This window comes from Pseudoalteromonas mucoides, from assembly GCF_049257175.1.
In the GTDB taxonomy this organism is placed as follows: Bacteria; Pseudomonadota; Gammaproteobacteria; order Enterobacterales; family Alteromonadaceae; genus Pseudoalteromonas.
In genome coordinates this window covers 46379-60205 of sequence record NZ_JBMMUC010000013.1, presented here as the reverse complement: position 1 = coordinate 60205, position 13827 = coordinate 46379, and the positions used below count along the sequence as shown (strand labels likewise).

Below are 13827 nucleotides of genomic sequence, written 5' to 3'. Positions count from 1 at the left end.
ACAGTGATTCATTTGCTCCTCCTAATTTACGTAGATTAAAATTAGAAAATCCCCCTTTGTGTATTACTTTGTTGCCAGCGATATGGCTAATTTATAGCGATATTATTCTGACTAATATTTCTGCTTCTTATAATGGTTATAGCTAATGAAGCACAGACAAACCCTAATTAATTCACTATATTAATTATTAATATAAATTACATTGCTGCTATTACTGTATCTAAAATGGGCTAAATTGCAGTTATTTGTCGCTATCGTCGATTATTGTTGTTGCTTTTTAGTTTGTTCGAGTTGCAGTACTATTTGCTTTAAATTCATGCAAATTTAGTTGGGTTTTTTGATGTTTTGTTAGTGTTTTAATCATGCGTTTTTAGAATTATTTACTAAAAATGCTGGCAAAACGCATAAAATTAACTGATATAGCTTATAACAGGATAGACCTGATATTGCTTGAATTTAATTATAATATAGGTATTGTTCGCTAAGAACTGCTCACTCTCACTTTAAATTTAACTTACTTGCAGGATAAAATCGCGTTATGTCAGACTTTCGTGAACAAGCATTACATTACCATGCTCACCCCGTTCCAGGAAAAATCAGCATTGAACTTACTAAGCCAGCTGAAACCGTTAATGATCTCGCTCTAGCTTATAGCCCAGGTGTTGCTGAACCTGTGCGTGAAATTGCAGCCGATCCGGCTAATGCTTATAAATACACGGGCAAAGGTAATATGGTGGCTGTTATTACTAATGGTACCGCTATATTAGGCTTAGGTAATCTAGGGCCACTGGCGTCAAAACCAGTAATGGAAGGTAAGGCATTATTATTTAAGCGTTTTGCAGGTCTAGATTCAATTGATATTGAAGTTAAGCATCGTACAACTGAAGATTTCATCAATACGGTGGCTAATATTGCAGATACGTTTGGCGGTATTAATCTTGAAGATATTAAAGCGCCTGAATGTTTTGAAATTGAAAAGGCATTAATTGAGCGTTGCAGTATTCCTGTTTTTCATGATGATCAACACGGTACGGCGATCGTAACTGCTGCGGGTATGATTAATGCGCTTGAAGTACAAGGCAAAAAAATTGAAGATGCGATCATTGTATGTTTAGGCGCTGGTGCAGCTGCTGTAGCATGTATGGAACTACTTATTAAATGTGGCGCTCTGCGTGAGCACATTTACATGCTTGACCGTAAAGGAGTTATTCATACACGTCGCGATGATTTAAATGAACATAAACAACTATTTGCAAATAATACAGATAAACGCACGTTACAAGATGTAATAGCCGATGCAGATGTATTTGTTGGTGTATCAGGTCCGAACTTGTTAGATCCAGAAGATTTAAAGCTAATGGCCGACAAGCCAGTTATTTTTGCATGTTCTAATCCAGACCCTGAGATCGCGCCAGAGCTTGCGCACGGTGCACGTAAAGATCTTATTATGGCGACTGGGCGCTCAGATTACCCGAACCAAGTTAATAACGTGCTATGTTTCCCATTTATTTTCCGTGGTGCGCTTGATGTTCGTGCAAGCCAAATCAACGATGAAATGAAAATTGCAGCAGTGGATGCCATTCGTAGTATTGCTAAAGAGCCAGTACCTGCAGAAGTATTAAAAGCAGCGGGTGTTGATTCTCTTGAATTTGGCCCTGAGTATATTATTCCAAAACCAATGGATCCGCGTTTGCTGCCACGTATTGCCAAAGCGGTAGCGCAAGCGGCTATTGATTCAGGTGTTGCGCAAATCGATATGCCTGAAAATTATATGGCTTAGCCGAAACGATCAAGCAATAAAAAACCTCAGCAATGTTAGTTGCTGAGGTTTTTTTGTATCCAATTCCTGAAGGCAGGAATGCAAACCGTAACTTAATCTTCGTTAAGTACAGGTACTTCAAGTCCCATTTCGAGCATGATTTTCTTCACTTCTTCAGGCACTTTCTCAGGGTTGTCTTTACGCAAGTCTTCATCGTTTGGCAGCGGTTGCCCAGTAAAAGCGTGTAAAAATGCTTCACAAAGTAGTTCGCTGTTAGTTGCGTGTCGTAGGTTGTTTATTTGACGGCGGGTGCGCTCGTCAGTTAACACTTTTAGCACGTTAAGTGGGATAGACACGGTGATCTTTTTCACTTGTTCTGATTTTTTACCGTGTTCTGCGTATGGGTGAATATATTCACCGTTCCATTTAGCCATAAGAAGTATCGTTGCCTCAGGTTGTTAGTTGTTTGCATAGCCTATTTGCTTTGCAAAGATGCGGAAATTCTATCGTTTTAAAAAAGATAGTCAAACACTTGTTATTTAGCCATCTAGCGAGCTAAATATCTTTACCGCTAATAATACCCTGGTTACACCACAAATGTTTTGACTTATGGGGACTGATCCTCTAACCTTTTAGACGTCTAAACATCCATTTATTGTAGGTGACGTTATGAGTCAAAAGAACAAAGCAACTATCGCGGTACGAAATGGTATCGATGCTGATAAACATCATGGTGCTGTTGTACCGCCTCTTCATTTATCAACAACCTATTCATTTGCTGATTTTGATACTAAACGCCAATACGATTATGGCCGCAGTGGAAACCCAAATCGCGATATATTAGCTGAAACCTTGGCCGAGCTTGAAGGGGGCGCCAAGGGGATCATTACAGCCACTGGTATGTCGGCAGTACATTTAGCGACTCAACTACTCAATAGCGATGATACTTTAGTTATTCCTCACGATTGTTATGGCGGTAGCTACCGTTTATTTACCTCTCTTGAAAAGCGTGGGTTATTAAAGTTAGTGGTTTTAGATTTAACGAAAACCGAAAACCATGAAAAAATTCTTGAAATTAAACCTAAGCTAATTTGGATTGAAACACCGAGCAACCCTATTTTACGGCTGACCGATATTAAAGCAATTACCACTATTGCTAAACAATGTGGTGCACTTGTTGGCGCAGATAACACATTTTTATCGCCGGCTTTACAAAATCCAATCGAATTTGGTGTCGATATTGTGGTGCATTCAACGACTAAATATATTAATGGTCACTCAGATGTTGTGGGTGGCGCCGTGATTGCTGCAACCCAAGAGTTAGGTGATGAGCTTGCGTGGTGGGCAAATAATATTGGTATTACCGGTGCGCCGTTTGATAGCTACTTAACTTTACGTGGCTTGCGTACGTTAAATGTGCGTTTGCGTCAGCACCAAGAAAATGCGTTTATCATAGCGCAATATCTAGAAGACTCTCCTTATGTAAGCCAAGTTTATTATCCTGGTCTTGAGTCACATCCACAGCATGAGTTGGCTAAAGTACAGCAGCGTGGTTTTGGTGGCATGGTGAGTTTTGATATTAAGGGTGATGTAAATGATGCGGCAGCATTTTTAACGAGTCTTAAAGAATTTAGTTTAGCTGAGTCACTGGGCGGCGTTGAGAGTTTAATTTGTCATCCAGCTACTATGACGCATGCCGGAATGGATGCAACTGCACGCCTTGAGGCTGGTGTGGGTGACACGCTAATTCGTATTTCTGTTGGTATTGAAGATGTTAAAGACTTAGTGGCTGATTTAGAACGTGTGTTTAATAAAGTAAAGCCTGGTCAGGGTGGTCAAAGTGAGCAACTTGTTGCACAACAAGCCACAGCTAAACAACAAGATCAGCAATCAAGCTCATTTAAACTAACGCCAGCACATACGGCATTGTGGTAACAATATGGTTAATATAGTACATAAATTTGGTGGTTCGAGCTTAAGTTCACCAGAGCGCTATCAAGCAGTCGCGAATATCATTTTAGCGAATAGCGAAGTGGGTGATTGTGTTGTGGTTTCAGCCGCAGGTAAAACAACCAATACCTTGGTTAAATTGTGGCAAAGTTACCAGCAGGATGACCTGCAAGCTGTTAGCGACATTTTATTATTGTTAGATAATCACCAGCGAACCTTGATTGAGCAATTATTAACGGCACAAGCCAAGCAGCAGGCCCTTAGCTTATTGCAACAAGAATTGGCACAATTAGCCGAACAAGCCAAGCAGCAAACCTTAGCGGAGTCAGCTTTACTTGCTCATGGTGAAGTGTGGTCGGCGAGATTACTTGCAAGCTATTTACAGCAATTAGGTTTAGCTGCAAAAGATATTGATGCGCGTCAGCTTTTTACCTTAAACGATGGGCAGTTATTGCATCAAAAGAATCAACAAGCTTGTATAGATTTGATAAGCAAGCAGCATGTTAATGTGGTTACCGGCTTTATTGCCAGTGACTGCCATGGTGATACAGTTACCCTTGGACGTAATGGCAGTGATTACAGTGCCACACTCTTAGGTAGTTATTGTCATGCCCAGCAAGTGTCTATTTGGACCGATACTCAAGGTGTATTTAGTACTGACCCTCGTAAGGTAAATAAGGCGCTTAAGTATTCAAAAGTGTGTCGTGGCCAAGCCAATTTATTAGCCCGATTAGGTAATCCTGTTTTACATGCTAAAACATTATCACCGTTAAAAAATACTGATATAAAGCTGGTTGTACGCAGCAGTTTTGATACTGAAGCTAGTGCCACTGAAATAGTTAAAGAAGGTTATAGTAAAGCTAAGCGTTTTATCACCACGCTAGAAAACATTGATTTATTACGTGTGGATCAACTCAATGCAGGTGAAGTAGGGCAACTGAGTCAGCTTATTCAACATAGCTTGCACCATTTTGTTAAGCAGGGCGATACTTACTTATTAGTGCCAGGTAGTGCGACTCACCAAGTTGTGAGCCAGTTACAAGGGCGTGCTAACATTGTTGAGTCAAACTTACATGGCTGCGCGATTGTTGCGCCAAGTAATGATATAGCTCATTTATCTTTACAGGCTTCCTCGCTGCTTAGTGAACAAAGTTTAGCACCACGTTTTAGCCACCAAGATACTGATTATGCTTTGCTATTAACCGATCAAGTAATTGATAGTGATGTATTAACGTTATTACACGACAAGTTAATCAACAAAGGCCAAGAGCTTGCGGTGATCATTGCAGGCTTAGGTAATGTTGGCGAAGTGTTTATTTCACAGCTTTCACAACAGCTAAATCGCTTAGAGCAGCATTTTAGTGTGAAGTTAGTGGGTTTAGTACGTTCTCAGCAAATGTTATTCAGCCCAAGCGGTATTAGCCTGGAGCAATGGCAAACACAATGGGATAACGAAGCTGCTGATTATCAGCAAGCGGATTTATTAACGCATATAAGTGAACTTGATTACGAACATAAAGTGGTGATTGATATTACCGCCAGTGAATCATTTAGTTTACTTTATCCTGACTTTGTTAATTTAGACTGTCATTTGATCAGTGCTAATAAATATGCAGGTACGGCTGATAATAATTGGTATCAAGCATTACGCCACAATTTAGCTGAGCGTAATTTATTATGGCGCTATAACACGTCTGTTGGCGCTGGGTTACCGATTAACTTTGCTTTAGCTGATTTACAAAATAGCGGCGACAAAATCACGCGTATTGAAGGGGTGTTCTCTGGTACGTTATCCTGGTTGTGTAGTAGCTATGATGGTAGTGTGCCATTTTCAGATTTAGTATTACAAGCGCAGAAAATGGGTTTTACAGAGCCTGATCCGCGTGAAGACTTATCTGGCCGTGATATGCAGCGCAAGTTGCTTATTCTAGCGCGTGAGTTAGGTTTAACCTTAGAGTTAGATGATATTGACTTAACAGCACTGATGCCTGAGCAATTAGCACAAGGCGATTGGCAGTCATTTTTAGATAACAAACAACAGTTAGACAGCTTTATTGCTGACAAGGCCAAGCAGGCGAGCGAGCAGGGTAAAGTGTTGCGCTATACTGGCGCTTTGTCACTTACTGATAATAAAGTCACAGCGCAAGTTGGGCTGGCGTTTGCCACTCAAGGCGATGCGTTAGCTAATTTAACTCCGGGCGATAATATCTTTGTGATAAACAGCCAGTGGTATAGTGACAATGCTTTGGTAATACAAGGCCCAGGTGCAGGTAAAGAGGTCACTGCAGCAGGCGTGCATTCGGATTTATATTGGTTAATACAAAATCTAAAGTAAAAAACATATAACAAAAAAGCGCCAATGTTGGCGCTTTTTTGTAGCAGCGATTTTATATCGCGTTTCTATATATTAGCGATTTTAAATCACCATGATTAAAATAGCTCTTCTTCAGTTTTAGTCTCTTCTTCAAATACATCTTCAACGTGTTGCATTACATATTTTGTAGGGGCTGTGCCTTTTTCAAAATACTCAAAGCGACTCGTGTAATCGTTCTTTTGGCTGAGTAGTCCTGTAGCTAAGTCTATACGAATTGACACTAGCCCTTCTGGTGGCTCTATTGGGGCTTCTGGCTGGTCTTTAAGCGCTTCACGCATAAAATCAACCCACGCAGGTTGAGCGGTTTTAGCACCTGATTCAGCGCCCGTGATTTGAGATTTACTCAGGTTGCTATTATAGGTAGAGCGACCCAGAGGATTGCCCGGATTATCAAAGCCCACCCAAACTGAAGTCATCACATTACGATTAAAGCCGCTAAACCAAGTATCTACTGAGTCGTTGGTGGTCCCTGTTTTACCAGATAAATCACGACGCTCTAATGCTTGTGCTCGCCATCCAGTGCCACTCCAGCCTGTTTTATGGGCCCAGCTACCGCCACCCCACACAGCACTGTGCATAGCATCAGCAATTAAGAATGCATTTTGCTTCGAAATAATGCGTGGAGCACACTGTATTGCCGGTTCAGCTTGCTGGGTTGAGTTATCAAAAGGGCTAGCACTTGGCTGTTCTGGGCTGTTAATAGATGCTAATTCATCAGTAGGTACTTCATCAGCATCACAAGCGAGCTGTGGTTGCGTCTTAAATAACACATTGCCAGCAGAATCTTGAATTTCACTGATAAAGTAAGGGGTAATTAAATGACCACCATTAGCAAATGCACTCATACCTCGAGCAAGTTCAAGTGGTGTGATAGATGCACTACCTAAGGCAAGAGATTCGCTGCGATTGATATCACTATTTTGAAAGCCAAATTTAAGTAAATGATCAGCAGTACGATTGAGTCCAACCCCTCTTAATAAACGCACGGAAATAACGTTTTTAGATTGCGCTAATGCACGGCGAATACGAATTGGGCCATTATAAACCGCAGGGCTGTTTTTAGGACGCCATGCTACACCTAAGCTTTTATCCCATTGATTTATAGGGGCATCGTTTAAAATAGATGCTAAGGTATAGCCTCTTTCCAATGCAGCAGAATAAATAAAGGGCTTGATGTTTGAACCTACTTGGCGCTTCGCTTGAACTGCACGGTTGTATTGGCTTTGTTCAAAGCTATAACCACCTACTATAGCTTTTATACGGCCATCGTTAGGATCTAGAGACACTAAAGCACTGGCGGCTTCTGGCAGTTGACTAAGTAGATAGCTGCCGTCGTCATTTTTACGCAGCCAAATTTGAGCGCCCGGTGCGAGAATTTCATTGGCTGTTTTAGGCGCAAAACCTTGACGGTAACGAGTGATGTACTTACGTGCCCATTTTAAGTTATCCCAACTCAGCGTTGCTTGCTCGCCATTTTTTAATAATACGTCAGCGCTTTTTTCGCCTACCTCTAATACTGCGGCGGCCAACAGCGGGCCGATTTCTTTGATGGGAGCAAGTTTGTCTAAAATTGCTTGTTGATTGAGTGGTGATTGTGTCTCATGATCCCACAGATGAACCTCTGCGCCGCGATAACCATGGCGCATATCATAAGCATGTAAGTTATCTACCAGCGCTTTTTGTGCAGCGGCTTGTACGTCTGATTCTACACTGGTGTATACTTTAAAACCGCTATTATAGGCACGTTCGAAACCGTAGCGAGCGACCATTTCGGCACGTACCATTTCCGAAATATAAGGGGCATACAAATCAATTTCAGCTCCATGAAAGCGTGCAGTAATTGGCTGTTTTGACGTTTCATTGAACTCTTGCTGGGTGATAAAGCCCACGTCAAGCATCCGACTTAGCACAACATTACGGCGAGCTTTAGCGCGCACAGGATTACGAATAGGGTTTAATGCTGATGGTGCTTTAGGTAAACCTGCAATCATTGCCATTTGTGCTAAATTTAATTCATTAAGCTCTTTACCATAATAAACTTGTGCAGCTGCGCCGATACCGAATGCACGGTTGCCTAATTCGATTTTATTTAAGTAAAGAGCAAGTATTTCATCTTTACTAAGTAGGTTTTCAATATGCAGGGCAATAAAGATTTCTTTTACTTTACGAATATAGGCTTTTTCTCGTGTTAAGAAAAAGTTACGAGCGAGCTGCATGGTGATTGTACTTGCGCCTTGCTTTTTCTCACCAGTTGATATTAATACTATCGCTGAACGAACTATACCTATAGGATCGATGCCGATATGTTCATAAAATCGTGTATCTTCAGTGGCTAATATTGCATCAATGAGTGGCTGTGGGATCTCATCGATACTTGCAGGTATACGGCGTTTCTCTCCAAATTGGTTGATCAACAAGCCGTCTCGAGAGAATACTTGCATGGGAGTTTGTAATTGCACGTCTTTTAAAACTTGCACACTTGGGATATCGGATTTAACGTAATAATAAAGGCTTGCTAATGTAATTAAGCCCAAAAACGTGCAAATGATAAAAAATTGTAAAGTTCGTTTGAATAAAATCACTTATATTTTCCCTAAATGGACTCCCAATTAGAATCGTAGACTGATAGTATATATTGATTAAAAAATGAATAGTATTTTTTCAGATAAAAATTATAACTTGTTTATTCTTAAAACAAAGGCCGAATCGCAAACATGTTAAGCCAACTAATGAATAAGTCTTCATCAATGATGATAGGGATAGATATCGGTTCGCACGCTATTAAAGCTGTGTTACTGAATGAAACGGAAACCGGCTACCGCCTAGAGGCCTTAGCAATTGAACCTATGCCAAAAGGAACAATGTCCGAACGAAATATTCAGGACATTGAAGCGATTGGTAATATTATCACTAAATTGAAGCGTAAATTACCTAAATCGGCAAAATTTGCGGCGGTTGCTGTTTCCGGGCAAACAGTGATCACCAAAGTTATCTTTATGGACGTTACGTTAAGTGATGCCGAACTTGAGTCGCAAATCGAAATTGAAGCCGATAGCTTAATTCCATACCCGCTAGATGAAGTTAGTCTCGATTTTGAGAAACTAGCAACCAATGAAGCCGATCCTACCAAAATGAACGTGTTACTTTCGGCTGCACGAACCGAAAGTGTTGAAGCCCGTGTTGGCGCATTAGAAACCGCAGGCTTAACCGCAAAAGTCGTCGATGTTGAAAGTTATGCGCTTAGCCGAGCCATGGACGTGTATTATCAACAACTGCCCAGCGATGCATTTAATAAATGTGTGGCAATGATTGATATAGGGGCTGTGCTGACCTTAGTCAGTGTGGTACTTGCAGGTGAAACTATTTACACTCGTGACCAAGTGTTTGGTGGCGATCAATACACTAATAGCATTGTTGCTTATTATAATAAAAGCTTTGATGAAGCTGAAATAGGTAAAACAACCGCTGATTTACCGCCTAACTATACCTTTGAAGTATTAGCGCCTTTTCAAACTTCACTGTTACAACAAGTTCGCCGTGCTGTACAGATGTTTTTGACTACCAGTGGTAAAGAGCAAATTGATTATATTATTTTGACCGGCGGAACAGCCATGATTAATGGTTTAGATCGCTTGTTAATAGAAGAGCTTGGTATTCATACAATTGTTGCCGAACCATTTGAAAATATGGATATATCACCTAGAGTTGATCGTAATGTAATGCAGCGTCACCGAACGCAGTTTGCCATTGCTACAGGGTTGGCATTAAGGAGCTTTTCATCATGCCACATATAAATCTACTGCCATGGCGTGAACAGCAGCGTAAACAATCTCAGAATAAGTTTGCCACTATTTTGTTTTTAGTTGTGCTATTGAGCTTTTTAAGTATGTATATGTTAAGTACATATTACGGGAATCTGCGTGATGGACAGAATGTTAAAAATAACTTTTTAACAACCGAAATAGGTCATCTAGATACGCGTATTCGTGAAATTCGTGAGTTAGATAAAAAGAAAGAAAACTTACAACAGCGTATGCGTCTTATTGAGGATTTACAGAGTAGTCGAAATTTAGGTACGCAAATTATGGATGAAGTAGCTAAAATTGTACCTGGTGGGGTTTATTTAACTAAGTTAGAGCGTCGGGGAAGCGCCATTCATGTAATTGGACGCAGTGAATCAAATAACCGTCTGTCAAGCATGTTAAGGCAAGTACAAAACTCTTATCTGTTAGAAAAACCTACTATGCAAGGGATCGTAGCGGGTGAAAAGTCATCTCGCTTACTTAGTGATTTTAATATGGAGTTTTATGTTAAGCCCTTTGATAAAATTGGTGAGGTTAAGCAATGAACCTTGATATCAAAGCCTTAACCGAGATTGATTGGAATGAAATTGAGCTAGAAAATATTGGTGATTGGCCAGTTGTTGTTAAAGTTATTTGTTGTGCTTTTGTAGCAGCTTTGGTGCTATTTTTTAGTTATAGCTTGCTGGTTTCAGACGAAATTGATAGTTACCATAATGCGGTAGCGAAGGAAGTTGAGCTACGCAATACTTATCGCGCAAAATACGCGGTAGCGAGTAATTTAGAGATTTACCGCCAACAAATGGTGGAGATGGAAGATAAGTTCTCACAGCTACTAAAGCGCTTGCCAACGTCTAATGAAACACCTGGTTTACTAGATGATTTAACCTATGTTGGTACCACAAGCGGATTAACCTTCTTAAAGATTGGTTGGCTACCTGAAATAGAAAAAGAATTTTATACTGAGTTACCTATAAAAATAGAAGTGATAGGTAGTTACCATGAATTTGGTGATTTTGTTGGCAAAGTAGCGCAACTACCTCGCATTGTAAGTTTGCACGATTTTTCAATAACCAGCACAAATACCGGTAAACTTACATTTAGCGTGGTCGCAAAAACCTATCGCTATGAAGGTGCAGTTAAGAAGGGAGTGGCTAGAAAATGAGAAAAATAGCTACAATACTTCTTTCAGCTTTTGCTTTAACTGCGTGTAATGATGATATTGCACAGCAGCAAGAATTTATTGATCAGGTTAAGGCCAGCACAACTCCTAAAGTTGAAGAAATACCTAAGTTAACTAAGTTTGAACATTTTGAATACAGCGCACGTCAATTACGCAGCCCGTTTGTTGCGCCACAGCCTGAAATTATTCAAAATAATATGGTGCAAGTGAAGAACTGTTTACACCCTGATCCTGATCGAGCTCGAGAACCATTAGAGAAATACCCTTTAGATAACCTAGCAATGAAGGGGACTCTTGGTTCAGATGGCAGAACATGGGCTTTAATTAAAGCCGCTGATGAATCTTTGCATCGAGTCGCAATAGGGGATTACTTAGGTTTATATCATGGTGAAGTGAAAGACGTTCAAAGTGATTTTATAGAGTTACTAGAATTAATACCCGATGGGTCTGGTTGTTGGAAAGAGCGCCTGACTAAGCTTGAAATGTTAGAGGCGACAACTGATGGCGCGAGTTAAAAATAAAAAAGGTAAAATTAAAATGCATAAGGGAGTATCTTGGAGTAACCGCATTCAGCAATCAGTGCTTGGCGTTATTGCCCTTTTTATCACGCAGGCGGCGCTTGCTGAGCCATTACTTTATGATGTTCGGTACAATCCGTTAATTGCAGGAGAAACCGAACTACAACTGGTTTTTGATGAAGAGTTAGCGCAGCAACCGACAGTACAAGTGTTTAATAATCCAGCCCGTATTGAAATGCGGTTCACGGACAGCAATGTAGATAAGGCGTTGAGTGACGTTGCGATTGACCAAGCGGGAATTGAGAAAGTAACAAGTAAAGTAAGCGATGGTAACTTAATTGTAACTGTACATATGGATAGGCTAAAAATTTACCAAACAACGGTGAATAATAATTTAGTATCGTTACATGTATCAGACAACATGCTGACTAACTCAAGCTCAGAGTCAGCAACTGCAAACGAGACCAGTAATTATATAAACTCAATTCAATCTATCGATTTTCGTCGTGGTGAAAAAGGTGAAGCACGCGTTTTAGTATTTTTACAGGATACCCAAGCGGCGATTGATGTTCATGAAAGTGGTGGAAAAATTATTGCTGAGTTTCATCATACAGATATTTTAGACGACTTACTGTATGAGTTAGACGTGCTCGATTTTGGCACTGTTGTGAGTAAGATTGAGACATTTAAAGAAGACAGTAAAAGCCGTATTGTAATTGAGCCTAATGCTGCCTTTAAATATACATTCCAACAAATTGAAAATGTATTTACCCTAACCGTAGAAAAAGATGCCTCACAGCGTTCATTTTTAGATGGCGGCAAAGAATATCAAGGTCGCCCAATGACCTTAAATTTCCAAGATATTTCTGTACGTGCCGTGCTACAAATTATTGCCGGCTATAATGATTTTAACCTTGTAACCAGTGACTCTGTTACCGGTAATATCACTTTACGCCTTGATGGTGTGCCATGGGACCAAGCCCTTGATGTCGTATTACGTGTTAAAGGTCTTGATAAGCGCATGGATGGGTCAATCTTAATGGTGGCTCCATCAGAAGAGTTAGCAGCCCGAGAAGCTAAAGATTTAAAAGCTAAACAACAAGTCGAAGATTTAGAGCCACTATATAGTGAATACATTCGTTTAAACTACGCAAAAGCGGAAGAGTTTGCTGATTTACTAAAAACAGACACCAACAGTATCATTACCCCTCGCGGCAGCGTGTCGGTTGATAAGCGTACCAATACCTTACTGATTAAAGATACTGTTAAAAGTATTGAAAGCGTGCGTCGTATGGTTGAAACCCTTGATATTGCCGTTAAGCAGGTTGTCATTGAGTCTCGTATGGTTACTGTACGTGATAATGTCCAAGAAGATTTAGGTGTACGCTGGGGCTTTAGTGATGCTTCAGACAATGGTGGGCTATCAGGTTCATTAGAAGGTGCGCAAGGAATATTTGATGCTGGCAGTTATAATGATATCCCTAGTATTGCTGATCGCTTAAATGTTAACTTACCTGTTTCAAGTGCTGCAGGTAGTATCGGTATGCAAGTAGCTAAACTAGCAAATGGTACGTTACTTGATTTAGAGCTCAGTGCATTAGAAGAAGAAAACCGTGGTGAAATTATCGCAAGTCCACGTATTACTACCGCAAATCAGAAAAAGGCCCGTATAGAGCAAGGTACTGAAATTCCTTATGTGGAGTCTGCTTCAAGTGGTGCGACGACCGTTACATTTAAAAAAGCGGTGCTAAGCCTTGAAGTAACGCCGCATATCACGCCGGACAATAAAGTAATCTTGGATTTAATTATCACTCAAGATACGCGTGGTGATACGGTACAGACACCAACCGGCTCTGCTGTTTCGATAGATACGCAAAAAATTCAGACACAAGTGTTGGTTGAGAATGGTCAAACAGTGGTACTTGGTGGTATATTCCAGCAACAAATCATAAACTCGACGAAAAAGGTTCCACTATTAGGTGATATTCCTTACTTAGGTGTGCTGTTTAGAAGTACGAGTGAGTTTAATGAGAAGAAGGAATTATTGATTTTCGTTACTCCGAAGATTCAAATAGACTAAATCTGGTCTATTTTCCTTAACGCAACGGGCAATTTTGACTTTAATTGCTCGTTAATTGGCTTTTTGTTCTATTTGACTTGAAATACCGCCTCAATTACTGAGATAATCCCCTCCTTAATTTTGGGGCCAGGTCGTTAGGCGGGGTTTTATTTCAAATTTTAGA

Annotated in this window: 10 protein-coding genes; 8 read left to right on the top strand and 2 right to left on the bottom strand. The window is 40.4% G+C overall.

Annotated elements, in window-relative coordinates; genetic code table 11:
- Positions 1-538 precede the first annotated feature (538 nt).
- Positions 539-1780 carry a malic enzyme-like NAD(P)-binding protein gene (locus AAEU30_RS14740; RefSeq protein WP_421961132.1) on the top strand — a complete coding sequence of 414 codons (1242 nt, stop codon included), beginning with the start codon at positions 539-541 and terminating at the stop codon, positions 1778-1780.
- Between the two features lie 92 nt (positions 1781-1872).
- On the opposite strand, the gene metJ is transcribed toward AAEU30_RS14740, so the two are convergent.
- Positions 1873-2193, bottom strand: a complete 321-nt coding sequence (gene metJ, locus AAEU30_RS14735; RefSeq protein ID WP_016709540.1) for a met regulon transcriptional regulator MetJ — start codon at positions 2191-2193, stop codon at positions 1873-1875.
- 235 nt (positions 2194-2428) lie between these two features.
- Here metJ and metB point away from each other — a divergent pair, with 235 nt between their 5' ends.
- Together metB and metL are read left to right on the top strand one after the other, a co-directional pair.
- Positions 2429-3694 (top strand): cystathionine gamma-synthase, encoded by a 1266-nt coding sequence (metB, locus tag AAEU30_RS14730; protein WP_421961131.1) that lies wholly within the window; start codon positions 2429-2431, stop codon positions 3692-3694.
- A gap of 4 nt (positions 3695-3698) precedes the next feature.
- Entirely contained in the window at positions 3699-6044 is a 2346-nt protein-coding gene (gene metL / locus AAEU30_RS14725) for a bifunctional aspartate kinase/homoserine dehydrogenase II (RefSeq protein ID WP_421961130.1), read from the top strand.
- Between the two features lie 95 nt (positions 6045-6139).
- On the opposite strand, the gene AAEU30_RS14720 is transcribed toward metL, so the two are convergent.
- Positions 6140-8665 (bottom strand): penicillin-binding protein 1A, encoded by a 2526-nt coding sequence (locus AAEU30_RS14720; protein WP_421961129.1) that lies wholly within the window; start codon positions 8663-8665, stop codon positions 6140-6142.
- A 132-nt stretch (positions 8666-8797) separates the two neighbouring features.
- Here AAEU30_RS14720 and AAEU30_RS14715 point away from each other — a divergent pair, with 132 nt between their 5' ends.
- The 5 genes from AAEU30_RS14715 to AAEU30_RS14695 are packed head-to-tail and all read left to right on the top strand — an operon-like array spanning position 8798 to position 13664.
- The gene (locus AAEU30_RS14715) at positions 8798-9877 is read left to right on the top strand and encodes a pilus assembly protein PilM (RefSeq protein ID WP_087532644.1); all 1080 of its coding nucleotides are present in this window, start codon (positions 8798-8800) and stop codon (positions 9875-9877) included.
- Entirely contained in the window at positions 9865-10431 is a 567-nt protein-coding gene (locus tag AAEU30_RS14710; protein WP_290209428.1) for a PilN domain-containing protein, read from the top strand. The genes AAEU30_RS14715 and AAEU30_RS14710 overlap by 13 nt, the downstream gene beginning before the upstream one ends.
- On the top strand, positions 10428-11048 hold the full coding sequence (locus AAEU30_RS14705) for a type IV pilus inner membrane component PilO (protein WP_087532642.1): 621 nt from the start codon (positions 10428-10430) through the stop codon (positions 11046-11048). The genes AAEU30_RS14710 and AAEU30_RS14705 overlap by 4 nt, the downstream gene beginning before the upstream one ends.
- Positions 11045-11581, top strand: coding sequence for a pilus assembly protein PilP (locus AAEU30_RS14700; protein WP_421961128.1), 537 nt, complete (start codon positions 11045-11047; stop codon positions 11579-11581). The genes AAEU30_RS14705 and AAEU30_RS14700 overlap by 4 nt, the downstream gene beginning before the upstream one ends.
- Positions 11568-13664, top strand: coding sequence for a type IV pilus secretin PilQ (locus AAEU30_RS14695; RefSeq protein WP_421961127.1), 2097 nt, complete (start codon positions 11568-11570; stop codon positions 13662-13664). Before AAEU30_RS14700 ends, AAEU30_RS14695 begins: the two co-directional genes overlap by 14 nt.
- The last annotated feature ends 163 nt before the right edge of the window (positions 13665-13827 follow it).